Source organism: Corynebacterium sp. TAE3-ERU16, assembly GCF_019209935.1.
In the GTDB taxonomy this organism is placed as follows: domain Bacteria; phylum Actinomycetota; class Actinomycetes; order Mycobacteriales; family Mycobacteriaceae; genus Corynebacterium; species Corynebacterium antarcticum.
Window position 1 is genome coordinate 96,502 of record NZ_JAHUTN010000003.1, and the last position, 26,389, is coordinate 122,890.

At 65.3% G+C, this 26,389-nt stretch carries 20 protein-coding genes; 8 read left to right on the forward strand and 12 right to left on the reverse strand.

Annotated elements, in window-relative coordinates; translation table 11 throughout:
* Window positions 1-9: 9 nt before the first annotated feature.
* Both KRX55_RS04355 and KRX55_RS04360 read right to left on the reverse strand, forming a co-directional pair.
* Entirely contained in the window at window positions 10-675 is a 666-nt protein-coding gene (locus KRX55_RS04355) for an exonuclease domain-containing protein (RefSeq protein ID WP_218406579.1), read from the reverse strand.
* Window positions 675-2,531, reverse strand: a complete 1,857-nt coding sequence (locus tag KRX55_RS04360) for a DUF294 nucleotidyltransferase-like domain-containing protein (protein ID WP_218406580.1) — start codon at window positions 2,529-2,531, stop codon at window positions 675-677. Before KRX55_RS04360 ends, KRX55_RS04355 begins: the two co-directional genes overlap by 1 nt.
* 239 nt (window positions 2,532-2,770) lie before the next feature.
* On the opposite strand from KRX55_RS04360, the gene KRX55_RS04365 reads away from it, so the two are divergent.
* Together KRX55_RS04365 and KRX55_RS12020 are read left to right on the forward strand one after the other, a co-directional pair.
* Window positions 2,771-3,880: an alpha/beta fold hydrolase gene (locus tag KRX55_RS04365; RefSeq protein WP_218406581.1), complete on the forward strand. Its 1,110-nt coding sequence runs from the start codon at window positions 2,771-2,773 to the stop codon at window positions 3,878-3,880.
* Between the two features lie 98 nt (window positions 3,881-3,978).
* Window positions 3,979-4,620, forward strand: coding sequence for an ASCH domain-containing protein (locus tag KRX55_RS12020; RefSeq protein WP_218406582.1), 642 nt, complete (start codon window positions 3,979-3,981; stop codon window positions 4,618-4,620).
* 72 nt (window positions 4,621-4,692) lie between these two features.
* Here KRX55_RS12020 and KRX55_RS04375 read toward each other — a convergent pair whose 3' ends face one another.
* Entirely contained in the window at window positions 4,693-5,709 is a 1,017-nt protein-coding gene (locus tag KRX55_RS04375; protein WP_218406720.1) for a 3-isopropylmalate dehydrogenase, read from the reverse strand.
* Window positions 5,710-5,797: 88 nt separating this feature from the next.
* A complete protein-coding gene (locus KRX55_RS04380; protein ID WP_218406583.1) occupies window positions 5,798-6,739 on the reverse strand; it encodes a YbjN domain-containing protein in 942 nt (313 codons plus the stop codon).
* A 324-nt stretch (window positions 6,740-7,063) separates the two neighbouring features.
* Between KRX55_RS04380 and KRX55_RS04385 the strand changes: the two genes are divergently transcribed.
* From KRX55_RS04385 to KRX55_RS04410, 6 genes are all read left to right on the forward strand, one after another.
* Window positions 7,064-8,593, forward strand: a complete 1,530-nt coding sequence (locus tag KRX55_RS04385; RefSeq protein ID WP_218406584.1) for a SulP family inorganic anion transporter — start codon at window positions 7,064-7,066, stop codon at window positions 8,591-8,593.
* 116 nt (window positions 8,594-8,709) lie between these two features.
* The gene (locus tag KRX55_RS04390) at window positions 8,710-9,480 is read left to right on the forward strand and encodes a hypothetical protein (protein ID WP_218406585.1); all 771 of its coding nucleotides are present in this window, start codon (window positions 8,710-8,712) and stop codon (window positions 9,478-9,480) included.
* 222 nt (window positions 9,481-9,702) lie between these two features.
* Window positions 9,703-11,199 (forward strand): methylmalonyl-CoA carboxytransferase subunit 5S, encoded by a 1,497-nt coding sequence (locus KRX55_RS04395; protein ID WP_218406586.1) that lies wholly within the window; start codon window positions 9,703-9,705, stop codon window positions 11,197-11,199.
* 53 nt (window positions 11,200-11,252) lie between these two features.
* Window positions 11,253-12,806, forward strand: coding sequence for an acyl-CoA carboxylase subunit beta (locus KRX55_RS04400; protein ID WP_218406587.1), 1,554 nt, complete (start codon window positions 11,253-11,255; stop codon window positions 12,804-12,806).
* Window positions 12,807-12,949: 143 nt separating this feature from the next.
* Window positions 12,950-13,168, forward strand: a complete 219-nt coding sequence (locus KRX55_RS04405; protein ID WP_198737642.1) for a hypothetical protein — start codon at window positions 12,950-12,952, stop codon at window positions 13,166-13,168.
* An 84-nt stretch (window positions 13,169-13,252) separates the two neighbouring features.
* Window positions 13,253-13,618 (forward strand): biotin/lipoyl-containing protein, encoded by a 366-nt coding sequence (locus KRX55_RS04410; protein ID WP_198737324.1) that lies wholly within the window; start codon window positions 13,253-13,255, stop codon window positions 13,616-13,618.
* Between the two features lie 679 nt (window positions 13,619-14,297).
* Here the strand turns inward: KRX55_RS04410 and KRX55_RS04415 are convergent.
* The 8 genes from KRX55_RS04415 to KRX55_RS04450 all read right to left on the reverse strand — a co-directional run bounded on the left by KRX55_RS04415 (window position 14,298) and on the right by KRX55_RS04450 (window position 26,144).
* Complete coding sequence (locus tag KRX55_RS04415; RefSeq protein ID WP_218406588.1) at window positions 14,298-15,974, reverse strand: MBL fold metallo-hydrolase; 1,677 nt, start codon at window positions 15,972-15,974, stop codon at window positions 14,298-14,300.
* 6 nt (window positions 15,975-15,980) lie between these two features.
* On the reverse strand, window positions 15,981-16,487 hold the full coding sequence (locus KRX55_RS04420) for a flavin reductase family protein (RefSeq protein ID WP_218406589.1): 507 nt from the start codon (window positions 16,485-16,487) through the stop codon (window positions 15,981-15,983).
* Window positions 16,488-16,698: 211 nt separating this feature from the next.
* Complete coding sequence (gene serA / locus KRX55_RS04425) at window positions 16,699-18,294, reverse strand: phosphoglycerate dehydrogenase (RefSeq protein WP_218406590.1); 1,596 nt, start codon at window positions 18,292-18,294, stop codon at window positions 16,699-16,701.
* Window positions 18,295-18,514: 220 nt separating this feature from the next.
* The gene (locus KRX55_RS04430) at window positions 18,515-20,275 is read right to left on the reverse strand and encodes an MBL fold metallo-hydrolase (RefSeq protein ID WP_218406591.1); all 1,761 of its coding nucleotides are present in this window, start codon (window positions 20,273-20,275) and stop codon (window positions 18,515-18,517) included.
* 89 nt (window positions 20,276-20,364) lie between these two features.
* Window positions 20,365-22,299: a GmrSD restriction endonuclease domain-containing protein gene (locus KRX55_RS04435; protein WP_218406592.1), complete on the reverse strand. Its 1,935-nt coding sequence runs from the start codon at window positions 22,297-22,299 to the stop codon at window positions 20,365-20,367.
* Between the two features lie 109 nt (window positions 22,300-22,408).
* Complete coding sequence (locus tag KRX55_RS04440; protein ID WP_370625754.1) at window positions 22,409-23,398, reverse strand: cation diffusion facilitator family transporter; 990 nt, start codon at window positions 23,396-23,398, stop codon at window positions 22,409-22,411.
* Between the two features lie 488 nt (window positions 23,399-23,886).
* Entirely contained in the window at window positions 23,887-24,720 is an 834-nt protein-coding gene (locus KRX55_RS04445; RefSeq protein ID WP_218406594.1) for a phosphosulfolactate synthase, read from the reverse strand.
* A 29-nt stretch (window positions 24,721-24,749) separates the two neighbouring features.
* Window positions 24,750-26,144, reverse strand: coding sequence for an MmgE/PrpD family protein (locus KRX55_RS04450; RefSeq protein WP_218406595.1), 1,395 nt, complete (start codon window positions 26,142-26,144; stop codon window positions 24,750-24,752).
* Window positions 26,145-26,389: the final 245 nt, after the last annotated feature.

A 26,389-nucleotide genomic window follows, 5' to 3' on the forward strand; every position in this document is an offset into this window, starting at 1 on the left:
GCGAGAGGATCAGGGCTGCATCGTCTTCATCGTGTCGCCCCGGGCGTTCGCCGCGAGGGCCAGGTACAGCTCCGCGCACGCCAGGGCGTCGGTGAGCGCGTTGTGGCTGCGGTAGAACGGTAGCCCGTAGCGGCCGCGCACCCGGGGCAGGCGCAGGTCTTCGCCCCGGGGATAGGTTCCCATGCGTTCCATGTGCCGGCGTTCCACGGCGAAGGTGTCGACGATCGGGACCATCAGGTCGGCGCCGAAGTGCCGCCTGCACGCGTACCCGAGGAACCCCTGCTCCATGTGGGCGTAGTGGACGAGCATGACCCGCCCGGCGAGCGCGTCCAGCAGCCGGGCCACCGCCTCTGCCGGGTCCTCGCCCGCGGCGACGGCGTCATCGGTCAGGCCGTGGACGGTGGCGGAGTCCCCCACCGAGGCGTCCCCCTCGGCTCCGCGGAGCACGACGTGTCCGGCTCCGGCGAGGTCGATGGACCCGCCGTCGACCGGCACCCAACCGATGGACAGCAGCCGGTCCTTTCCCGGGGTCAGTCCGGTGGTCTCCACGTCGACGGCGAGCAACGGCAACGTGTCCAGCTTGTCGGAGGGAACCGGGAAACTGCTCCGGTAGAACTCCGCCAACGGGCCGGTCGCGGCGCGTATCGTGCGGGAGCGCTTGTCCAGACCGAACATCAGATGCTCCTGACCGGGTACTTCGTCGCCAGTGCGTTCTGCATGTTCTTGATGATCTGGAAGGCGTCGCGCAGGTGCTCGGAATCGAGCCTGCCCAGCGCCTTCGGGTTGATGTGGTAGTTCGGCTCCTCGCCGCGCCGGACCTGCTCCGCCTGCTGTTTGAGGGCGATGGTGTTGAGGAAGTCGAAGGCGTCGATGAGTTCCTCGGCCCCGCCCGTGGACACCGCCCCCTGCCCGGCACTGAGCTTCAGGCGTGGCCGGGTACCCACGGCGTCGATTCCGCTGGCCAGGGAGAACAGCCGCGCCATCTGGACGATCGCGGCGGTGCCGCCCTTCTTCACGTCGAGGGTGTTGGCGTACTCCCCGGAGCGGTCCACCACCAGGCCGCGGAAGAGCCCCAGCGGCGGTTCGCGGCGGGCGGCCAGCGCGCCGAGGTGCGCGTGCATCCGCTGTGCACTCCGGGCCTGCTGGACGGCGAAGGCGTGCACCTCCTCGGCGAGTCTCTCCTCGCCGTGGATGGCCCGGAAATCGAAGAAGGTCTGTGCGTGGAGCAGGGCGTCCGGCTCGGGTGCGGTGATCCAGTTGTGGAACGTGGAGATCCACGTCGAGACCGTCATCCGCCAGTCCGGATTCATCGCCATCATGTTGCCCGGGCAGAGCACCTGACCGGCGGCGGCCAGGCCCTCGCACACGTAGGTCGCGAGATCCGCGAAGTACTGTCCGTGCTCCGCCTCATCGAAGGAGTCGTCGAGCACCATCGCGTTGTCCTGGTCGCTCGCCAGCCCCATGCCGCGGCGCCCCTGCGAGCCGACGACGACGAAGGCGTACGGGACCGGTGGCTCGCCGAACTTCTCCTCGCCGAGCTGCAGCAGGCGCCTGGCCAGGCCGTCGGCCGCGACGGTGAGCAGTCCGGTGACCTCCTCCGAGCTGGCGCCCCGTTCGATGAACCGGACGGCCACGTCGTGGGCGTTGTCGTAGACCTCCTTCAGTTCCTCCGGGGTGTCGCGCCTGGAGAGGTCCGCGGTGAGGTAGATGGGGTCATGGCGCAGCAGCCGCATGATGTCGGAGGAGCTGACCAGCCCGACGAGGCGACCCGAATCGACGACCGGAAGATGGTGGACGCGTCGTTCGGCCATGCGGAGCATCGCCTCGAAGGCGGGCATGTCGGACGTCGCCGTCTTCGGTCCCGCCGTCATGATCTCGGTGATCGGTCCGTCCAGGTCCGTTCCCGCGGCGATTCCGCCCCGCATGTCCCGGTCGGTCACGATTCCCGCCAGATCTCCACCGCGGGTGATGAGGAGGGACGAGACGCGGTTACCCTCCATCGTCCGGGCGGCCTCACGGACCGAGACGCCGTCCTCCACCGACACGGGTTCGGTGACCATGAAGTCCCCGACGAGGGTGCTCAACACGTCGGAGGCTGAGTCCTGCCGCAGGGACGAGGCCGCCGCTGCGATCCGGGCGGACTGACCCGAGTAGTAGCGCTGAACCTGGGGATGCTCCTCCGCGAGCTCGACGAACGCCTGACGCGGCAGGACGAGGAGGAGGGTGTCCTCGACGGCGATCATGTCGTACCGGGAGGCCGCTTTGTCACCCACGAGAGTCGAGTACCCGAAGGTCCTGCCCGCACCACGCCGGTCCAGGAGGATGCCTTCCGCATCGGTGATGTCCACGGCGCCGGACCGGATCACGTGGAGGGTGTCGTTGGTGTCCCCCGTCCCGACGATCGTCACCCCACGACGGACATAGCGCATGTCCATCTGCGCGGGCAGGGCGTCCAGGACCTCATCCGGCAGCTGCGCGAAGGGATCGGTGGTGGCCAGGAAGTCGCGGACCTCATCAAGTTCAACAGACATGCAGCAAGTGTATATGGTGATCGCGGACACATGCAGTCAATTCACGTGATGCACGTCTCCAATGTGGTCACCGTGGGTTCATCGGAAAGCTATCACCGTTCACTGTGAATTCCCGGTTGCACCCTGGTTTCACGTCCCCGATTTTTGTACGCTTACCGCAATCGAACTACATGCGTGGACCACAGGGTCACACGCCTGAATCCGGCCGGCCCCCCGACCGTCAACCCGAGGTGATTCGCTTGTCCACCGTTCGCGTCCAACCGGGCACCCGTCCGTTCCCCATCAAGGACAACGCCCTACCCCTCGACACGGTCGCCGACGACGTCCTGTGCGATGCAGCCTGCGCCAACACCCCACGATTCGTCCCCCACGACGACGGGTGGGCACTCGTCCTGGCGACCACCCGGGGAGCACCCGGCCGCAGCCTTTTCGCGGACGTCTCCGGAATCACCGACCGGTCGCGCCTCGAGGCCGGTCTGATGCGCCCGCATCCCGAGGTCCCCAAGGTCCGCGCCTGCGTCCTGAAGGTCCCGAAGGGCTGGCGCGGAAGCGTCCGCTACCTGCCGATGGAGGGCGAGCATCCCGTGGCCCCGACCGGTGCCGCACAACGCGCCTGGTGGAAGGACCTGATCCGGGGCGCGCTCCTCCCCGAGGGCGAGGAGATCAACCACTCGTCCGCTCCGGCGACCGTGGTCTCCGCACCGGACGCCGCGATGGACCACGCCACGGGCGAGGAGCCCGGCTGGCCGGCCCGGACCGTGAACATCGAGGCTGCCGACCCACGGTGCATGCGCCTCGTGGAGACCGGTGGCACCGGGGTACCGCTGGTGGTGTTCGACGGCCCGCTGTTCCACAACGCCGGAGCGATGGCCGCACTGTCCACCCTCGACGTGATCCCCTCCCACATCGCGTTCATCATCCACGGCCACGACGTCGGGTCGAGGAACCGTGACCTCCTGCGCAACGACGATTTCACGGCCGCGGTGCTCGACACCGTGGCCCGGGAGACCGGCGCGCCGAGGGTCGTCGTCGCGGGTTCGTCCTACGGCGGGCTCGGCGCCCTCTACGCCGCCGCGACCCGCCCCGAGCAGGTGGCCGGGGTCATCGCCCTGTCCACGCCGTTCTCCCGCTTCGAGGACTGGGAGCTGCTGCGCAAACTACCGGACCGGATCCGGGTCGTCATCGACGGTGGAGAACTCGAGTGGCTCATGGTGCACGGCTTCGAGCACGCCGAGGACCGCCTGCGCGAACTCGGCGTGAACCACATCGCCAGGAGATTCGTCGGGGGCCACGACATCGCCTGCTGGCGGCGACGGATCGCGGAGGACTACAAGCTGATCGTTGAGTAGAACAGCGGACACCGCACCGGGCACAGGGATATCATTTCCTGACGGACACACCGCCCGACCCGGCACTCCCCGCCGGCAAGTTCGCGTTCCCGGGACCGTTGCGCGATGCCCTGGTCGCGGCGATTCTCGGCGGGGAGAAAACCGCCACCTCCACCCAGCTGCGCGAGCACGAGGCCGAGGGCACCGATCCCCGGGCCCCGGCGGCCACGCGTGAGGTCGTGGTCGACAGCGACAACCGGCCGGTGTGCGTCATCGAGACAACGGACGTGGTGATCCGCCCGTTCGGCGACGCGGACGATGAGTTCGCCCCGGACCGAGGGCGAGGGGTACACGACCGCCCGGGAGTGGGCGTCGGCGCACCGCGGGTTCCGGCACAGCACCGAATACCGCGAAGCGATCGGCGATCCCCACTTCACCGTCAGCGAGGACACACCGGTGGTGTGCGCCCGTTTCCGCGTGGTGCAGCGGTGGGGGACAGCCCGCGCGACACCCCTGACGGGGTTCCACCATCCCCGGGATGTCGTCCGGTCAGCCGACCACGGACCGGCCCACGCCCGAATCCCCCGTGGTTTCACGGGGTGGGGCGGTTCTCTCTCCACCCCGTGACGCCGGGAAATCGGCGTCACACCCCGACGGCGGACTTCCGTGGACGTGACCGACGGGATCACCGGAGTGCGGGATCACCGTTTGTCCGGACCGCGGCCGGACCGGACCGGGTTCAGCGGATTCATCTCCGGTGACCCGGGCAGGGCGGAGGAATCGGAGACTCAGTGGTTCCCGCCGGTGGAGGGGTCGCGCCCGGGCCTGGGGCACTACCCCAGAGCCGCGACGATCCGGTCGCCCACCTCGCTGGTGACGACACCGCCGGTACCGCGGGAGGCGACGTCCTCCGCGACGGCCTTCTCGATGCGTGCGGCGTTGTCCCCGTCGCCCAGGTGGCGCAGGAGGAGTGCCGCGGAGAGAATCGCGGCCGACGGATCGGCGACGCCCTTTCCGGCGATGTCCGGTGCGGAGCCGTGGACCGGTTCGAACATGGAGGGGTTGACGCCCGAGGCGTCGATGTTGCCGGAGGCGGCCAGCCCGATCCCGCCCGTTACCGCGCCGGCGAGGTCGGTGAGGATGTCGCCGAAGAGGTTGTCGGTGACGATGACGTCGTAGCGGGAGGGGTCGGTGACCATGTAGATGGTGGCGGCGTCGATGTGGTTGTAGTCGACGGTGACGTCCGGGTACTCGGCGGCGACGGCGTCGACGGTGCGCTGCCACAGCCCACCGGCGTGGACGAGGACGTTGGTCTTGTGCACGAGGGTCAGGTGTCCACGTCGTGCGCGGGCGCGCTCGAAGGCGTCGCGGACGACGCGCTCCGCGCCGAAGCGGGTGTTCTGGCTGACCTCGCTGGCGACCTCGTGCTCGGTTCCCTCGCGGAGGAGGCCGCCGTTACCTGCATAGAGGCCCTCGGTGCCCTCGCGGACGACGACGAAGTCGATCTCGCCCGGATCGGCGAGCGGACTGGCGGATCCCGGGTAGAGCTTCGCGGGTCGCAGGTTCACGTGGTGGTCGAGGGCGAAACGCATCCTGAGCAGCAGCCCGCGCTCGAGGACACCTGGCGGGACCTCGCCCGGTGCGCCGACGGCGCCGAGGAGGATCGCGTCGTGCTCCCGCAGGCTGGCGAGGTCCTCGTCGGTGAGGGTCTCGCCGGTGGCGAGGTAGCGGCGCGCACCGAGGTCGAAGTCGGTGGTCTCGATGTCGTCGCGTACCGCGCGGAGGACCTTGAGTGCCTCCGCCGTGACCTCCGGGCCGATTCCGTCGCCGCCGATGACCGCCAGTTTCATTTTATGAGACTCCATTCCCACATAGTGAACTTATGCGGGTGAGTCTAACACTTCCCCACCGGTCCCACAGCCCCCGGCCGGAGCTTGGTCAGACCTGCCGGAGCACGGCCTTCAGCTGCGAACCGGCACCGATGACACCGGTCCTGATCACGGCGTCGACCTGAGTGTCACTGACGCCTGCGGCCACGGGGACTCCGACGCGGGACACGAGCCACCAGTCACCCGACTGCTGCACCGCGCACACCGCCGCGGTCGTGGACGACGCGTTGGCGTGGTTGCAGACGTGCAGGAGCTGTCCGGGATCCGGTTCACCGGTCGCGGGTACGCGGGCCGCGACGCGGATGACCGCCTGCCCCGGATCGGCGAGGATGATGTCGACGGGGGTTCCGTCCATCGACAGGCACACGGTCTCCGTCTCCTCGTCGTAGGGAACCTCCTCCACCCCGCGCGCCGCGAACCAGCCTGCGACCCGCTCCCGGGTCAACGGTGGGAGCTCCGGGGACGGCGGCCGGACGACGGAACGGCCCGGTGTCTCCGTGACCTCGGGGGCCGAGTCCGGCAGCGCCTTCGCGATCGCCTCCGCGAGTTCCCCGCCGATGCGCAGTGCGGTGCCGATGAGTCCGGCCACCTGTCCCCTGGTCACCCCGTCGCCGACCGGGAACACCAGGCGGGCGGTGACATCGAGGGGGGCGGCATCCTCGGCCGAGGTGCTCTCCCCCGGCGCGAGCACCGTGCGCAGCGGTTCCCCGCCGGGCGCCGAGAGAAACACGTGCGGGGCACAGGGGGCCGAGTTCACCGCGTTCGCGGCGACGAGTGCGGTGACGTAGTCGGCCGCCGTGACGGTGCCGTTGTAGCGCAGCAGCGCGATGATCCGGGGGTCGTCGTTCTCCGTGTCCACGCGCACGGTGAGGGTGACGGGACCGTGGTCGACGGTGACGTCGGCCCCGGGGGCGGCTGCCCGCGGCTCGAGGCCGATTCCGCGGGCCGCGGACTGGACGAGGGCGGTGTCGGGCCGGGTGAGTTCGTTCATGGAGCGGTGGGGGTCACTTCCTCGGGCGGGTCGGGGCGGCCGGGGTTCGGTCCGGGCTGGTTTCTTCCCTGTCCAACCTACGCCACGCGGTGAGGGCATCGGCGGGGCGAGCACCGGCACCGTTTCCATTTGTGCCGCAACACCGCTAGGGTGGACCTCCTGTGTGCCCGACCGGATAGCGCAACGCGCCCGATCGGGCTTTTTCTTCATCGGCCGCACCCTCCCCGGATCAACCGCGGGAGCGCCGTGCACCCGACCCGCCGACCACGCCCCAGTGCGGTCGGGCGCCACGCTGATTCCCCATGATCCACCTGAAAGGCCCCCATGCCCCTCGAGCGCTCCGCCGTGAACGACACCCACGGAGACATCAGTATTCCGGCTTCCTTCCGCGCCGCCTTCTCCTCCCCGCGCAGGCTGCGCATCGAGGTCCTCGCCGGCCTCGTCGTGGCACTCGCGCTCATCCCGGAGGCGATCAGCTTCTCCATCCTGGCGGGCGTCGACCCCAGGGTCGGGCTGTTCTCCTCCTTCATCATGGCCGTGACCATCGCGTTCACGGGCGGACGACCGGCGATGATCACCGCGGCGACCGGCGCGGTGGCCCTGGTCATCGCGCCACTGGTCGCGTCCCACGGACTGAATTACCTGATCGCGGCGGTGATTCTCGCCGGTGTCTTCCAGATCCTGCTCGCCGCGACGGGTGTGGCGAAGCTGATGCGTTTCATCCCGCGCTCGGTGATGGTCGGATTCGTCAACGCACTGGCGATCCTCATCTTCATGGCGCAGATACCGCACCTCCACAACGTGCCGTGGATCGTGTACCCGCTGATGGCGGTGGCCATCGCGATCATGGTGTTCCTGCCGCGCGTGACGACGGCCGTTCCGGCACCGCTCATCGCGATCATCGTGCTCACCGCCGTGGCGATGCTCGGTGGCCTCAGGCTTCCCGATGTCGCCGACCAGGGCGAGCTGCCCTCGAGCCTGCCGCAGTTCCTCATCCCGGACGTCCCGCTCACACTGGAGACGTTGAAGGTCATCGCGCCGTTCTCGCTCGCGATGGCGCTCGTCGGTCTCATGGAGTCCCTGATGACGGCGAAACTCGTCGACGACATCACCGAGACCCGCTCCGACAAGACCCGTGAGGCCTGGGGCCAGGGCGCGGCGAACATCGCCTCCGGCTTCGTCGGCGGCATGGGCGGCTGCGCGATGATCGGCCAGACGATGATCAACGTCAAGGAATCCCGTGCCCGCACCCGGCTGTCCACCCTGCTCGCGGGAATCTTCCTGCTGATCCTCGTGGTCACCCTCGGCGACATCGTCGGACAGATCCCCATGGCCGCGCTGGTGGCCATCATGATCATGGTCTCCGTCGGCACATTCGACTGGCACTCCATCGCCCCCCGCACCCTCACCCTCATGCCCTGGTCCGAGACCGCGGTCATGCTCGTCACCGTCGCGGCGACCCTCGCCACACACAACCTCGCCGTCGGCGTCGTCACCGGCGTGGTCATGGCGATGGTCATGTTCGCCCGGCGGGTCGCCCACCTGACCACGGTGGAGAAGATCGCCGACGTCGACACCGACGATGACGGCCGGGTCAATCTGCGCACCTACCGCGTCGTCGGTCAGCTGTTCTTCGCCTCGTCGAACGATCTGGTCTACCAGTTCGACTACGACGACGATCCCGCCCAGGTCGTCATCGACCTCACCGACGCCGAGGTGTGGGACGCCTCGACCGTCGCCACTCTCGACGCCATCACCCGCAAGTACGCGGCGAAGGGCACGGAGGTGCAGATCATCGGCCTCGACGGTGCGTCGAAGCGGCGTCTGGACCGGCTCACCGGCGAACTCGTCTGACCCGGTGGCCGTGGGTTCCACGGCCACCCCTGCGGCGGGCTCACCCTGTTACCCTGTCGGTGACCGGACGCCGTTCCCCCCGCGCGTACACGGGGCTGACTTCTTCGGGGAGCCGGATGCGTACCAGCGACGACCTCGCCACCTCCGGGACCACCACCGGCGGATTCTCCATCCGCCGCTGCCTGAACACGGCCGTGGAAACCTTCCTCACGAACACATGGGGATGGCTCGGATACGGGATCATCGCGATCCTGTTCGCACCGCCGACCCTCCGGTATGAGGATTCGGGAGGATTCAGCGCGACCACCGAAGCAGTCATCGGAGCAGTCATCAGCGGTGTGATATCCACGGCGTTGTTCGCGCTCGGGTTCACCTTCATCATCCGGGCCGCACTCCGCGACACCGCAGGAGACGGGGACAACACCGACAGGGAACACGGAAACGCCTTCCCCGTACTGCTGCTGATCGGCGCCGCGTTCCTCACGGTCCAGGCGGCCGTGATCCACGTCACAGATCTCCTGGGACCGGAGTGGGCGCTCATCGACGGTCCTTGGTACTTCCGCCTACGGCTCACCGCCCTGATCACCGCAGCCGTGAACGTTCTGCTGCTGCCCTTTGTACTGTTCGCCCCGTTCTGCTGCACCGCGGGCGCGACGGTCGGCGAGTCCCTCGCACGGGGCTTCGCCATGGGCCGGGCGCACTACCTCCGGCTCGTCGCACTGCTGCTCGTCTGCATCCCGGTCATCATTGCCGGTGCGCTCGCGCTCGGGGTCGGGATCCTGGTCTCGATCCCGTTGGCGATCCTCACCGTCGCCGCCGCCTACCGGACCGTGAGCGGAGAAACGAACGCCACGGGGGACGCCCGCGGGCCGGCGATCGAGCGTTAGGCGACACCCGCATGCCCTGTGTCGGCCACCTCCCACATCATGTGATGCAACACACAGTTGATGGCCCGCACGCTGGACAGGGTGGCTTCGCGGCGTCTACCACGACATTCCCGACGAACGGCCCGTAAACTTCCGATTACGCCCGACCAAACAAGACGGGGGTGTCCGTCGCCACATTCGATACCCCTCCGCATTCCGCGTTACATCAGTATCTTGGAGGTCATGAACCCTCGGAAGATCGGCGTGACAGAAGTAGCACTGCGCGATGCACACCAGTCCCTGATGGCCACCCGCATGGCCATGGAGGACATGACGGGCATCTGCGAGGACATCGACAAGGCCGGGTACTGGAGCGTTGAGTGCTGGGGCGGGGCGACGTTCGACGCCTGCATCCGCTTCCTCAACGAGGACCCCTGGGAACGGCTGCGCACCTTCCGCAAGCTGCTGCCCAACTCGAAACTCCAGATGCTGCTCCGCGGCCAGAACCTGCTCGGCTACCGCCACTACGAGGACATGGTGGTGGACAAGTTCGTGGAACTGTCCGCGGAGAACGGCATGGACATCTTCCGCGTGTTCGACGCCCTCAACGACCCCCGGAACCTCGAGCACGCCATGGCCGCGGTGAAGAACGTCGGCAAGCACGCCCAGGGCACGATCTGCTACACCGTCTCCCCGCTGCACACCGTGGAGGGCTACGTCGAACAGGCGGGACGCCTGCTGGACATGGGCGCGGACTCCATCGCCCTGAAGGACATGGCCGCGCTGCTCAAACCGCAGCCCGCCTACGACATCATCCGCGGCATCAAGGAAACCTACGGCGAGGACACGCAGATCAACGTCCACTGCCACTCCACCACCGGCGTCACCCTGGTGACCCTGATGAAGGCCATCGAGGCCGGCGCCGACGTCGTCGACACCGCGATATCGTCGATGTCGCTCGGCCCGGGACACAACCCCACCGAGTCCCTCGTCGAGATGCTCGAGGGCACCGACTACACCACCGGCCTCGACATGGAGCGGCTCATCACGATCCGCGACCACTTCAAGGAAGTCCGCCCCAAGTACGCCGAGTTCGAGTCGAAGACACTGGTGGACACCAACATCTTCCTCTCCCAGATCCCCGGCGGCATGCTGTCCAACATGGAGTCCCAGCTCAAGGCACAGGGCGCGGGCGACCGCATCGACGAGGTCATGCGGGAGGTCCCCGTGGTCCGCAAGGACGCCGGCTACCCGCCGCTGGTGACCCCGAGCTCCCAGATCGTCGGTACGCAGGCCGTGTTCAACGTGCTCATGGGCCGGTACAAGGTCCTGACCGCCGAGTTCGCCGACCTCATGCTCGGCTACTACGGCGAGTGCATCGGTGAGCGCAACCCGGAACTCATCGAGCAGGCCAAGAACCAGACCAAGAAGGAACCCATCACCTGCCGCCCGGCGGACCTCCTCGACCCCGAGTGGGACGAACTCGTCGAGCAGGCCGCGGCCCTCGAGGGAGCCGACGGCTCCGACGAGGACGTGATGACCAACGCCCTGTTCCCCGGCGTCGCCCCCGGATTCTTCACCACCCGCGACGAGGGCCCGAAGTCCGTCGGCAAGACGAAGGAACAGCTCGAGGCCGAGAAGCAGGCCGCCAAGGAGGGCGCCTCGGCCGTGCGCGAACCGATCACCTACCGGGTCTCCGTCGGCGGCCGCAGCCAGACCGTCCGCGTCGAACCCGCGTAGAGCTCTCCCCCATCCCCCTGCACCACCCCAGCACGAAGGAGCACGATAGTCCGATGGCGCAAGACAACATGGACACCCGCCTGACCGAACTCGCCGAACGTCGGGCGAAGGTCTTCGCCGGCGGCGGAGAGAAGAAGATCGAGGCCCAGCACGAACGCGGCAAGCTCTCCGCCCGCGAACGCGTCGACCTGCTCATCGACGAGGGCACCTTCCAGGAGACCGGGGCCTTCACCACCCACCGCTCCACCCACTTCGGACTGGACAAGGCGACCCTGCCCGCCGACGGCGTGGTCACCGGGTCCGGCGCCGTCTACGGCCGCCCGATCCACGTCGCCTCCCAGGACTTCACCGTCATGGGCGGCTCCGCCGGCGAGGAACAGTCCAACAAGGTGGCCGCGATGATGCAGGCCTCCGCCACCACCGGCACCCCCTTCGTCCTGATCAACGACTCCGGCGGAGCGCGCGTCCAGGAGGGCATCGGCTCGCTCTCCGGGTACGGGAAGGTGTTCTACAACAACGTCCTGCTGTCCGGCCTCGTGCCGCAGATCTCCATCATCGCCGGCCCCTGCGCCGGCGGCGCGGCCTACTCCCCCGCACTGACGGACTTCGTCATCCAGACCCGCAAGGCCAACATGTTCATCACCGGGCCCGGAGTCATCAAGACCGTCACCGGTGAGGACGTCACCGCCGAGTTCCTCGGCGGCGCCGATTCGCACATGTCCAAGGCCGGCAACATCGACTTCATCGCCGAGGACGACGAGCAGGCCATCCTCATCACGCAGAAACTGCTGAGTTTCCTGCCGCAGAACAACACCGAGGAACCGCCGCTGGTCAACCCCGACGAAATCGTCGAATCCGACCCCGCCCTCCGCGACATCGTCCCCGTCGACGGCCGCCGCGGCTATGACGTCCGCGACGTCATCGGACGCATCGTCGACCACGGTGACTTCCTCGAGGTCCAGGCCGGCTTCGCCCGCTCGTTGGTCGTCGGTTTCGGCCGCATGATCGGCCGGACCGTCGGGTTCATCGCCAACCAGCCCAGCGTCATGTCCGGCGTGCTCGACATCGACTCCTCCGACAAGGCCTGCAAGTTCATCCGCTTCTGCAACGCCTTCAACATCCCCCTGGTCACCCTCGTCGACGTCCCCGGCTTCATGCCCGGCGTCTCCCAGGAACACGGCGGCATCATCCGCCACGGCGCCAAGGTCCTCTACGCCTACTCCGCAGCCAGCGTCCCGAAGATCACCATCGTCCTGCGCAAGGCCTACGGCGGCGCCTACGTCGCGATGTGCTCCAAGGACCTCGGAGCGGACAAGGTCTTCGCCTGGCCCACCGCCGAAATCGCCGTCATGGGTGCCGAAGGCGCCGTCAACGTCGTCTTCCGCCGCGAGATCGCCGCGGCCGACGACCCCGAGGCACGCCGCGCGGAACTCGTCCAGGAATACAGGGACACCTTCTCCTCGCCGTACATGGCCGCCAGCCGCGGGCTGGTCGACGAGATCATCGACCCCGCCGACACCCGCCGGGAGATCGCCCACGCCCTCGAACTGCTGGCCAACAAGCGGGTACACCGGCCCGCTAAGAAGCACGGCCTCGGACCGGTGTAAACCACACACCCCACAAGCACAGCGCCCCGAACAACCCCGCACCCAGCCCACAGGAGAACACAGTGAGCGGCACCACGCCGAACCCCGCCGACCGGGACGACCTCGAAGCACGACTCAAGGTCACCGAGGACACGCTCAAGACCATGAGCAGGCGGATCGACCAGCTCGAGCGGGAACTCGACGAACTCCGGCGCCGTTCCGACGTCGAGATCCCCGACGACATCCTCATGGCGATCTCCGCCGCGGTGTCCGCCTACCTCGGTAACTCCGGCAAGGTCCGCGCCGTCCGTTTCCACCGGCACCGCACCTGGGCCCAGCAGGGACGCCGCGCGGCCCAGATCCACCACCGCACCCAGATGTAACCCGACCGACAACACCCCACCCGGGCGCACCGAAACCCGCGCCGCCGAAACCCAGCTGATCGCCCCCAAAGGAGCACACCGCACATGAAACTCAAGGTCACCGTCAACGGCGTCGCCTACTCCGTCGATGTGGAGGTCGAGGAGGAGCAGCGGACCCTCGGTCCCGTGATCTCCATGGGCTCGAGCCCCGTCAACACCCCGGCGGCACCGACCACCGCATCCGTCCAGGGCGTGTCCTCGAACGCGGTCGTCGCTCCCCTGGCCGGCAGCGTGTCCAAGGTCCTGATCAACGAGGGCGACACCATCGAGCAGGGCCAGGTTCTCCTCGTCCTCGAGGCCATGAAGATGGAAACCGAGATCACCGCGCCCGCAGGCGGAACCGTCGCATCCCTCCCCGTCAGTGTCGGCGAATCCGTGCAGGGCGGACAGGTTCTAGTGGAGATCGGTTAGGTCAGTTCTGGCATGGACTCCCGGCTTTTGATGTAGCTGACTGCGGCAAAACACTATGTAAGAGGGCGCTGCTAGGAAAAACCCACGTAAACCTGAATCCCGAATTATTATCTAGACAGTGTACCTACATACAGACGCGACATGACCGAAAAAGATTAAAAATAACAAGACAGTTAATCAAAGAGATTACCCCCTAAGCACATACTCGTCCATAACGTAAGTATTGGGAATATCAATTTCGGAACACTCATCTTAGGACCAGTCAGACCCCCTTTGGTTATCCATTCAGAGCCCCGATTTGATCTAGGGATATAGTATAATAAATTGGCGAATTTCGTACCCAAAACACTCAACAAACACTGACCTACTCCAACGGAAAATTAAACCACTCAAAGATAAACTAAAAAAATAGACCGTCAGACCTTCCATAGGCGCCCCAAGAATATCTTGAGCTTTCACCAGGTGCTTCTCGCACAACTCAGAGAAATTACTCCGTCACACCAATCCCAACGGCAAAACGGAGAGAATCACCAATACTCAATAATAAAGTGGAGACCAACGTAAATAAATACACATGCTATCTGGAGGCACCGCTGCGAGAACTACTCCGACACCCCCAGAAGAAGCACCAATACTACATTGACCCCGATCCAACAAACGGCGAAATCAACGACACAGGCTAGGAGGACACAGAGACAGAGCGCAACCGAAACCAAGATTCCTGAGTGACGGGGAAATAAAACTTGTTCCCAGCCGAAGTGTCCGATATCAATTCGCCTGAAGGATGTTTATGTTGATTTCCAATTCCAAAACTAGCAAAATAAACTAAAGGATCAAATACAGTAAAAAGTTCCCTACAACCATCTTTACGCGCTCCATGATGAGGAAGATCAAGCACAAAGACAGAAGCATTCGCTGGAACATCCATAGGTCCAGTAAGGCAATTTTTTTCAAAACTCATCTTCAGACTTCCAAGCCTTGAGATAATACTTTCTTGCAATTTCTTACACTTTTCATCGTCTCCTAAATTCGAGTCGCCAGTATACAAGAAGGATAGCCCAAGATCGTCCGACCTAGGTTTCAGTAGCATAGTGTTTTTCACTACCCAACCTTCGAAGTCACTCTCCTGAGCAGGGTGACCAGAAACTCCAAACTCCACAACTTTTTGGGCAATCATTTCCCGAAAGATAGAAGCAGGAACTGGCGCACCTGGGAAAAACAACTCCAGAACGTCAGAGTAAGTTTCTTCTATTTTGTCGTCAAAATTACTGTAACAATCATCGCTCGCAAGACCAACGGAAATTAGATGCTGAATATTCCCCGCTCTTTCTTCTCCGCCTCTAGCAAATGAGGTTAACTGCACTCCAGCAATAGTAAACAACGGGAAACTCAGAACTATTAAGGAATGCTCATTGTGAACAGTCTTTTTATTGACGGATACTTTTTCCTTTTCTTCAAGATAATCGACAATTTTCGTTTTTATTGCACTGCCCGCTATATTTAGATGTGATAATTCTACTAATTCACTTAGTAAATTAGAAAATTCTTTCGTTTTAGTGTCGTCACTTCTCATTTTTTCAAAAGAGCTTTTATGACGCCCCTCAATGAACGCAAAAAACGACCATAGCGGTGTCAGTATTTTTGATCTAGCATCGGACAAGAGGACAGTAGCTGAACCAGTCTCCTTGAGAGATCGTCCAATCGACTCTCCCAGATTTTTCCGAGACAACACAGTCCCCGATGTAAAATCGAAATCTACCTTAACAAAACCATCGTCATTCCGTTCATCGCTATTACTGTCAGCAACAGTAAAAACTGTTTCCGAGTCGTCCGACTCGCTACCTTCACGGCTGATTATTTTTTCCCGAAGCCATCCACTTCGATCAACACAATAGTGTATAAAATCGCCATCAGTAAATATTGAACGTTCACCTCGTTCCAATAGATCTAGCAGCGAGAACAAAACATCTCTTCTGGAATAAGGTGCCACTACGATTGACCGAATATCAAATTCTTCACGAAGTTGCCTTAAGCCACTTATATGGTCGAAATCAAAGTGACTTAAAAAGAGAACGTTAATTTCTGGATTTAATTTGGTATTACAGAATGTTTCTTTAAGTAAATTTATCGATTGCTCTATGTTTTTTGAACGGCTCCACTTTTCTGGTGTATTTTTTCCTTTTTTACACTTCGGTTTCGTTGCAGTGGAGCCACAATCGTACACCCAAGTAAACAATTGCTCATAATCAGCGCCTACATGCTCGCTATTGCTAGAATAATTTCTACATATTCTCCCTGCCTGAAAACCACCTTGGCCGACAGGAAGCTGCAGATTCTCAACCCAAATGTTTTCCATACTCACCTAGATCCTTTCGCTATTGTCAAAACTCTTGTCACGCATTAAATGTCCTCTAAAATAACTTAGAGGATAAGATTCTGAGTTCTGGTCCGATTTTGTGACTTTGATAGTTAGGATAGTGTGGTCCCCACCTTCATACCACGAATCTACCACCCCCAGGAACCACGCCACAGCACCTTTGACAAAGGGCACACCAATCTCCCCCCGTCGTTCGATCTCCACACCCGCAAAACGGTCGTCCACGTGTCGAGCAAACTGCACCGCCAGTTCGAGCTGATCCGACGCGAGCACCGAGATGCCGATCTCACGGCCGACAGCCAGGTGCGGCAATGATTTGGACTTGTTCTCGATGCACACGACCACCATTGCGGGTTCGAGGGACAGTGACGCGAAGGCGCTGACTGTCAGCCCAATGTCTTTCCCCTCGGAATGGGTGGTCACCACCGTCACCCCGGAGGGGAACGATCCGACAGCGGTGCGTAGTTCGAGGCCCGATACCGTTTCAGTCATGGTCACCTACTCTACCCTCTGATTTCCGGGACTGAAGAGCATGGAAACTGGTTCGGTCAGCGAAAAACGGACAACCAACGGGTATCTTGGGCGAGTACGCATCCGTGGCATCGACGATGCAGACACAGGACACGAAAGAACCGCCACCTCACCGGCACCCCCATCAAGGGGAAGAAACGGCGGGGTGGCGGTTCGTCGAACGACCGATCTATCAGGCCCCGAAGTCGACCTGGAAGGCGGTTGCGTCGAGATCGGCGCTGATGGCCTCGACGATCTTCTCGGGCACCTCGGCGTCGACGCGGAGGATCAGGGTCGCGCCCTCACCAGAGGCGTCCTGCGACAGTGCGGCGGCGACGATGTTGATGCCCTCGCCACCGAGATGGGTGCCGACCTTGCCCAGTGCGCCGGGCTGGTCCGTGTAGTGGAGGAACAGGTTGCGGCCCTCGGCGCGCATGTCGAGTCCGCGGCCGTTGAGGCGCACGATCTTCTCCACGCGGTCGAGGCCGGCGAGGGTACCGACGACGGTGGCGGTGGAGCCGTCGGAGGCGATGGCCTTGACCTCGACGGCGGAGCGGTGGCTGACCGCCTCGCTCTCGGTGTTGACGGTGACCTCGACGCCACGCTCCTCGGCGATGCGGGGGGCGTTGACGAAGGTGACCTGCTCGTCGATCATCGAGGAGAACAGTCCACGCATGGCGGACAGGCCGAGGGCGTCGACCTTCTCGGTGGACAGCTCGCCGCGTGCGGTGACCTCGAGGGCGACCGGGGCGGTGTCGAGGAGTTCGCCGGCGACGAGGCCGAGCTTGCGGGAGAGGTCGAGCCAGAGGGCGACCTCTTCACCGACGCGGCCGCCGGAGACGTTCACGGCGTCGGGGACGAACTCGCCGGCGAGCGCCTTGAGCACGCTGTCGGCGACGTCGGTGCCGGCGCGGTCCTGGGCCTCGACGGTCGAGGCACCCAGGTGCGGGGTGACCACGACCTCCCTGAGACCGAACAGGGGCGAGTCGGTGCAGGGCTCGGAGGAGTAGACGTCGAAGCCTGCGCCGCGGATCTGGCCGGAGGTGATGGCGTCGGCGAGCGCCTGCTCGTCGACGAGACCGCCGCGGGCGGCGTTGATGATGATCTGTCCCTTCTTGGCCTTGGCGAGCAGCTCGGCGTCGAACATGCCGGCGGTCTCCTTGGTCTTGGGGAGGTGGATCGTCACGAAGTCACTGCGGCCCATGAGGTCCTCGAGCTCGACGAGCTCGACGCCGAGCTGCGCGGCGCGCGCGGGGTTGGCGTAGGGGTCATAGGCGATGACGGTGGTCTCGAAGGCGGCGAGGCGCTGGGCGAAGAGCTGGCCGATGTGGCCGAAGCCGACGATGCCGACGGTCTTGCCGAAGATCTCGACGCCCTTGAAGGAGGAGCGCTTCCACTCGCCGTCGCGCAGGGTGGCGTCGGCGGCGGGGATCTGGCGGGCGGTGGACAGCAGCAGCGAGATGGCGTGCTCGCAGGCGGAGTGGATGTTGGAGGTCGGGGCGTTGGCCACCATGACGCCGCGCTCGGTGGCGGCCGCGATGTCGACGTTGTCCAGACCGACGCCGGCGCGGCCGACGATGGTCAGGTTCTTCGCCGCTTCGAGGACCTCACGGTCGACGGTGGTCGCGGAACGGACGAGCAGGGCGTCGGCGTCGCCGACTGCGGCGAGCAGCTCGGGTCGGTTGGGTCCGTCGACCCAGCGCACCTCCACGCCGTCGCCGAGGGCGTCGACGGTGGACTGTGCGAGCTTGTCTGCGATGAGTACTACCGGGCGGCCATTCTGGCTCACGTTCTTACTCCTGGAGTGCTGGTTGCGTCCGCGTCCGGGCAGGCACGACCGCGTCGGCCCGGGGCGGGTCCACGCCGGCAAAATGTGGCGTGCGACTGCGCTTCAGTCTAGACCGTGCTGTCCGTGTGTCCACCGCGGGTACCCACGGCGGAACGTTTGGTGACACACAACACAGTTTCCCTCACCGAACCTGCGGCTCCGGTGCCTGCGAAACGGGCGTTCACTGGTAGCTGACGAACCAGGGACGGGGGGTGATCTCCATCGTCTGCTCCGGGGTGAACATCGGGGTGTCCTCGTCGATGAAGTTCTTCCAGGCGATGAAGTAGCGGGGATCCAGATCCTGCCGGAGTGCGTCGAAGGTGGCGAACTTGTCGCCGGCGGTTCCGTGTCCGTCGGCGTGCAGGACGAACGCGAGTTCCGGGTGCTCGAGGTCGATGGTCTCGCGGTCGCGGATCATCTGGAGCTGGAACTGGTGCAGCACGAACGCCTTCTGCGGGAGGTTGTTGTCCGCGGTGAGCTCGGCCAGCCAGTCGGCGACCTCGTTGACCTCGTCCGCCTGGACGTGGCCCACCTGCTGCAGCGGCACCTCGTCGGGGCCGAGTTTCCATTCGGCGTCCAGCGCCAGGCCCACGTTCGGGAGTTTCAGCAGTTCGGTGTAGATCTTCGCCTGGTCGATGAGCCGGGCGCGGCCGGGCTGGAGGTCGAGTACGGCGTAGCCGCCGGCGTCGGTGATGGCGTCGATGTAGGGCCGCAGTTCCTCCGGATCGGCTTCGTTGGAGTAGTCGCCGTCCGGCCCGGGTGAGCCGGAGGCGACGGTGGCGATGATCTCGAAGGCGGGGATCACGGGTTCCCCGGACAGCGACGCGTACTGCTCGACGAGTTCGTTGAGGTGGGCGACGGATTCCCCGGGGGTCCGCTCCCCCATGATCCCCAGTGCTCCGCCGGAGGGGTGTCCGTAGTAGGCGACCATTCGCCGACCCGGGAACACGAGTTGTCCCCCACCGGGCTGTTCCGCGGTGACGGTGCGGGCCAGCTCCGTGGTGCGGGTGAAGTGTTCCGAGTCGCCGAACAGCTGGCCGAGTGCTATGACAGGCTCTCCGTCCAGACCTCGGATCAGCTCGAGGGAATGCTCGCTCACGCGGGGATCGGCGTATTCGAGGACCTCGACGTCCGCTCCGGCGGCGCGGGCGGTGGCCACGGCGGCGATCCCGGTGCCGGGGGCGGCTAGGACGAGGGGCGCCCGTTCATTGTCCCCGTGGCGGTTGGGCAGCCGGTCGAGGTTCCCGCCGGACGGTGTCGGTGAATCCGGTTCGGTACCGACCGCTGTCTCCGTGCCGGTCGGGTTCTCCGCGCCGGTGTCCGCGACGGCGGGGTCCTCCGCGGAGGCCGCGCCGAGCAGGTCCCCGGCGTTGAGTGCGGTGATCTGCCGGAGGAGTCCGACGGGCGTGTTGTCCGGGGTGACGGGGTTCGGGGTTCTTCCGGTGAGCGCCTCGAATGCGGCGGGGGTTCCGTCGTCGGTGTGGACGGTGACGGTCTCCGGCAGCTCAACCGCGGCACCGCCGACGGCGAGGACCTCCCCTGCACCGAGTCGTTCGATCTCGGCGGCCAGTGCCGGACCGTTGGTCCCGGTGGCGGTGAGCAAGGGCAGCCCGGCAGCGAGGGCGATGCTCGCACCACGCTGCTGCGCCGCGGGTTCCGGTGTCGCGATGACGGCGGCGGGCGCGTCGGGGAAGAACAGTTCACTGACCTCGATGCCGGAGCGGTCCGCGTCGGACAGGACGCGCGGTTCGGTGCCGTAGCGCTCGGCGACGGGCTTCCGGCCCTGCGCCGGGGACGACTGTGCGTTGCTCTGATCGGATACCCGATCGCCGGATCCCTCGACGGAGCAGGCGATGAGCCCGGTGCCGGTGAGCACCACCCCGCAGAGGAGCGAGATCATGCGCCGCCGGTTCGGGGTCGGGGTGCTGCGGTCGTGGGGCATGGGGCTCAGTCGCCTCTCTCGTAGGATCAGTGCGGTCGCCTCAAAATACTAGGAGACGACCCCCTGCTTCTACCGTGCGGCCCCGCGCGTCAGGAATCGGCGACCTGCGGATCCTCATCCCGGGAGGTGTCGCTTTCCCCGGATTCCCCGGGGTGCGCTGCACCTTCGCCGTCACCGCAGTCGGCGGCACCGTCATCGGCGGCAGCGGCGTTGCCGGTGGTGGCGAACGCGTCGGGGCCCTCCTCCCCACCGCCGAGGTTCGCCTCGTCGACGTCGTGGATCGCGCCCTTGCCCATCGCCTCCTCGATCATCTTGAGCAACCGGGTACGGCGGTCGGCGAAGAAGTCGTCGGAGCAGGCGTTGCGGAGGACCCGCGGATCGAGGAGATGGCTCGCGAGGACGGCGTCGAACTCGTCGTCGTCCATGAGCGACTTCGACTGCACACGGGCGAGGTACCTGGCCGGTTCCGCCCCGTCCATGACCATCTCCGTCCGGCGGCTCAGGGGCGAACGGTTGAGCACACTGTCGGCCAGCATCTGGTTGACCCCCGTCCGACGGCAGTACCGCGGCGGGAAGATCGGGTGGAAGCCCTCCTCGTCCTCCACGAGGTTCTGCGCGTCGAACCGGTCACCGGTGCGCCAGTCCCTGGCGCCGCGGCCCATGAGCAGGGCGTGGGTGCCCTTCCAGACGCCGGACTCCGGGCCGACGCTGAGCAGCCGGGACTCGACGAAACGGGCGTCGCTGATGGATGCCGGCTCGGGCACCTCGGATTCTCCGTCGAGTGCGGCCCGCACCCAGGGGGTCACCTGGTTGACGTCCCTGCCGGTGCGGACGACGACGGAGGCGGAACCGTAGAGTTCGCCGAAGACGCCGGACCAGAACCACCGGTTGAGCCGGTCGACGGCCGCGCTGCAGCGGAACACCTCGGGGGTCTCACCGAGCAGGGAGAGGATCACCGCGAGTGGGGTGATCTGTGCCGCGTAGGGGATCCGGGTGGTGTCGGATATGCACCGTGCCTCCAGGAACTCGGCCGCCGAGATGAAGGCGTCGACGGTGCGTTGCGCGGCGGGAGCGTAGTCCGCGAGGGTGAGCCGGAGGATGTCCTCGCGGTGTCCACTCGCATGCCCCTTCCCCGCGGTGGTCAGGAGGGTGACCGCGGTGAAGAACGCGGTGCGGTCGACGCCGTCGAGGACGGGGTGCTCCCGCAGCGCCTCCTCGATCTCCCGCCACGAGTCGGAGAGCCGGAAGTCGGGGTCCTCGCTGGCGAAGACGGCGGTGAGCAGGTCGACCACGTCCATCTGGAGTCCCGCCGAGTTGGCCTGGGAGAAGATCGAGCCGACGCCGCCCTGGGCGGTCTCCCGGTCGAGCCGGATGATCGGGACGGAGTACCGCACGAGCGGCTTCGCCACGGTGTTGTTGAACCGCTTGACCCGCTCACGGGTGACGGCATCTGCCCCCTCGACGAAGTCGAAGAGCATGTCGGTGCCCTCGTCCTCGAGCAGCGCGGAGACCGGAACCAGGCCGTGGGCGCGGGCGGTCTCCCGGTCCGGGATGCCGCCCGGGATCTTCGGGCCGTAGTGGGACTTGATCTCACCGTCCGCGTCGATGGAGAGCACCGCCTCGTCGGGCATGATGTCCTCGGACACGGCCTTGTCCACGTCGACGTAGAACCGGCGTCGGATGCGCTTGTTGCGGAAGTCGACGGTGTCGACGAGTCCGTCGCCGCGCAGACAGTGGTAGAGGGTGGTGAGACGCTGCTGTCCGTCGAGGATCAGCATGCCCGGGTTCCGCCCGGTGTCCGGCGCCCCGGCGAGTGGGCGGGGGCGGAACCTCATCGGTTCGTTCCGGGTGTCCAACGCCATGAGGCAACCGATCGGGTAGCCGCGCAGCACCGTCACGATCAGGGACCGGATGCGGTCGACGTTCCAGCTGTAGTCCCGCTGGAAGTCGGGTAGTTGGATATCGCCGCGGTCGATGCGGGCGAACAGATCGGTGAGGTCGTAGCTCGGTGTGGTGAAACCCATGTCGACGACTCTATCGGGCTTTGTCTACATGTGCGCTACCGGTGCGTGAAACCCCGGTGACGGAACCGTGTCCGTCCCGGGGCCGGGGTGTGGGATGTGGAGCCGGGCGTCAGTCGTGGACGTCCGCCTCGTGATCGGCGTGGTGCGCGGTTTCGATCTGGATCGTGGCGTGGGTGACGCCGACCTTCTCCAGGCTGCGGTTCGCGATGTCGAGGACGTCGCAGCCGGACTCGACCCGGTCCGGATCGATGACGAGATGGCAGGTTGCGATGAGCTCGCTGCCGTCCATCGTCCACACGTGGAGATCGTGGACGGTCTCGACACCGGGAATCTCCCCCAGTCTCCCGCGGATCTCGTCGAGGTCGACGTTCCCGGGGACCCGTTCCATCAGCACCCGGGTGGCGTCGAGGAGCAGGCGCATCGACCGGGGGAGGATGATCGCGGCGATCACGACGGAGGCGATGGTGTCGGCGAGGATGAAGCCGGTCGCCCGGACGATGAGGCCCGCGATGATGACGGCGACCGAGCCGAGCATGTCCGAGAGAACGTGGAGGTAGGCACCGCGCATGTTCATGCTGTCGTGCTGGCGGCGGACGAGCAGGAGCGCGGAGCCACCGTTGGCGACGAAACCGATGACCGCGACGATGAGCATCATCGTCGTGTCGATGTGCCCGTGTCCGCCGAGTCGCTTGATCGCCTCGACCACGATCCAGATCGAGATCGCCCCGACGGAGAGCGCGTTGACGGCCGCAGCGATGACCTCGATGCGGCGGAACCCGAAGGTGGCGGAGGACGTGGCCGCCCGCCTGCCGATGAGGATCGCCACCAGGGCGATGACCAGGCCCGCCGAGTCGGAGAGCATGTGGGCGGCGTCGGCGAGCAGCGCCAGGGAGCCGGACAACAGGCCGAAGATGACCTCCGCGAGGAAGATCGTGGTGGTCAGGACGATGACACCGATCAGCGCTTTGAGGGATTTCGGCGCGTGGGCGTGTGCGTGTCCGCCGTGACCGTGATCATGTCCGTGGCCGTGGTCGTGGCCGGAGTGGTCGTGCCCGGCGTGGTCCTCCCCCTGACCGTGGTCGTGCCCGTGGTCGTGCATCCCGGGATCGTGTCCGGCGCAATCGTGGCCGTGTTCATGACCGTGTTCGTGATGGTCCCCGGTTCTCGTGCTCTCGCTCATGTCTTGAACACTAGTCCTGCAGACCCCTTATTGAAACCTTATTGAAAACGTGTTGGCGTTAAGCAGCGGAAACAGCTGCCAAATCCGGGACAATTTCGAATGTGGTGGCACGTAAAAGGCCTTTCCACATGGGCAAAGAACTAAGTGTCGACTTACCTGAAACGAATTCCGGTTACTTTTGTATCACCTCGGGAACACCCCCGAACTACACCCCCGATACACAGCCACTCCCGGGTCCGCGGCGGGGATGGCTCCACGGACCGGACCACGGCCCGGTGATACCGCCACTGGCGTACCCCGGCACCCCATCTCACCGGGCAACGTGATCCGCGGCGACAGGAACCCCGCCGCACCGTCGTGTGTACATGACGGTGCGGCGGGGTTCAGTGACCGTTCGAACGGATGGATCAGTGGGGGTTGATCACGCGACCCCAGGTGGACTTGTTGCCCCAGATGTTCTGACGCAGACCCTCGAGCTGCAGGACCTGCGAGTGGTCGACGAACAGGTTGCACTCGTTGCCGTAGTTCTTGACGTACCACTCGAACACGGGACCGTCGGCGGCCTCGAACATGACGTTCTCGAGGCCGAGCCCGTTGATGATGGAGGCGGCGGCGCCGGTGTTCCACTCCCGGACGTTCTCGGTGATGCCCTCGGACTCGATCATGATGATCGACGCCCCGGCGTCGAGTGCACGCTTGCCGCGGTCGATGAGGTCCCCGATGTCCTTGGCCCCCTCAGCGGCGAGCTCGGCCTCGGAGGAGTCGCCACCGGAGCCGATCTGGATACCCAGCTCGGGCTTGGCCTTCAGGCCGGCCTTGACGACCTTCTCGACGAGGCGCTCGAGACCCGAGGTCGGGAGCATGATGAAGCCGGTCGAGATCTCGATGACGTCGAAGCCGACCTCCTTGGCCTCCCTGAGGTAGTGGTCGACGGCGTCGTCGCCGTAGCGCAGGACCGTCTCGATCCAGCCGCCGGAGGAGACGTAGGCGTCATTCTCGTGGGCGATGTCGGAGAACTTCCGGACCTGCTCGGTGGGGCACAGTGCGAAGGAGCCACCGGCCCACTTGATGCCGTCCACCCACTGGCCGGCCATGTCGAACACGTCCTGGAGGTGACGGGTGCCGAAGGTGTCGTAGTAGGGCGCGCGGACCTCGGTCATGCCGTAGGAGCGGGGCTTGGCGGGTCGTTTGGCGCGGGGGACGAAGTTGAAGGAGACGTCGAAGTCAATCGCGTTGGACATGGTGGTGCCTTTCTGTCGGTGGTGCGGTGTCAGGAGCGGGTCGTGGAGACCCGGGCCAGCAGGTCGGTCAGCTCGGAGATCTCGGCGACCTCATCGAGCCGGTGGACGGTGTCGCAGATCTCGGTGCGCAGGGCCTCGTCGGTGAAGGGCTCGGCCAGTGCGGTGAACTTCGCCACCGCGCCGTCCCAGTCGAGCGGCTGGGAGTGGAAGCCGTCGTAGGCGGATTCCACGGCGTGGTACTCGGTACCGTCGTTCATGACGATGACGAGGTCGGCGGGCATCTCGTTCGGGAACCGGTCGGAGAACTCGTCCGACGGGGTGATGGTGACCTTTCCCATCAGCGTCTGCACATCGTCGGCGACGATGCGCTCCGGCTCATACTGTGCGGGATTGAGCTCCCCGTCGAGGATCGTCACCGCGAGCATCCAGGGAAGGGAGTGATCGGCCTCCTCCTTGGTGCGGATGGAGCGCTTGTCACCCTCTTCACCGCCGCCGATGATGGAGTAGGCGACGTCGAAGGTGGTCAGACGCACCTCCCTGATCTCGGAGGGATCGAAGTCGTGCTTCCTCTTGAGCTCGAGGGCCGCCTCGAGGGCGGACTGGGAGTGGATCTCGGCGTTGTACTTCTTGATGATGGTGCGGGTGACGGACTCGAGGTCCTCCTTCGACCAGTCGAGCTCGTAGTCGCCGGCCAGCGCCTTGAAGCCCTTGTTCCCCTCGAACACCGCCTCGGGTCCGGTGATTCCCTTGCCAGCGAGGAGGGCGTAGAACATGCCCTCCTTGGAGGTGTGCGGGTAGGCCAGCCCCTTCCAGTGGGAGAGGTTACCGGTGCGGGTGACGCGCAGCGCGACATTGGCGGTGGCGGTCATCGCGGCCGCGTTGGCGATGCCGTCGGCATCGAGGCCGAGGGCGAGTGCGGCGGATGCACCCGCCGCGAAGGCACCCTGGGTGGTGTGGTCGAAGCCGAGGGCACGCACCGGCGCGACGTCGGAGAGCCGGGTGTGGATCTGGTAGGCGACGGCGAAGGCGGTGAGGAAGTCCCGGCCTGATGCGCCGGCGACCTCGGCCGCGGCGAGGACGGCACCCATGTTGTCGGAGGGATGGTTGGTCTCCCCCTTGGCGAGGTACGCGTCCATGAAGTCGAGGTATCGGGACGCCGCGGAGTTGTGGAATGCCGCGAGGTCGGCGGCCGTCTTTCCGCCACCGATGAGGGTGGCCTGTCCGTTGCCGCCGAGATCGTCGTTGAGCGAACGGATGGCGACGAGAACGTCGGAGTCCAGCGCGCCGACAGCGACGCCGAGGGTGTCGAGGACGCGGATCTTCAGCTGTTCCAGCGCCTCCGGTGACATCTGCTCGAGTCTGGCGCTGGCGGCGAAGTCCGCCATCTGCTGCACTTCGGTGCGGTTCGTGGTCACGGGGTACATACCTTTCTGGTGGGGCAGCCTCGGGCGGGCCGGTCATCGGTTCCGCACCCCACACTGTTTCGGAAGGCTACCCTTACAGTACGAGCGTTCTGTTAGCTGTCAACGCCCCCACACGGGCGTCACCGATCCCGCCACGTAATCCCCGCCCCGTACCGCGTCGTCTCGTGCGCGGGGGCATCTCAGCTGGTCAAACACCCCCAGATCACCCCGCCCCCCACCCGGCCCGCCACCGGATACCGGACGAC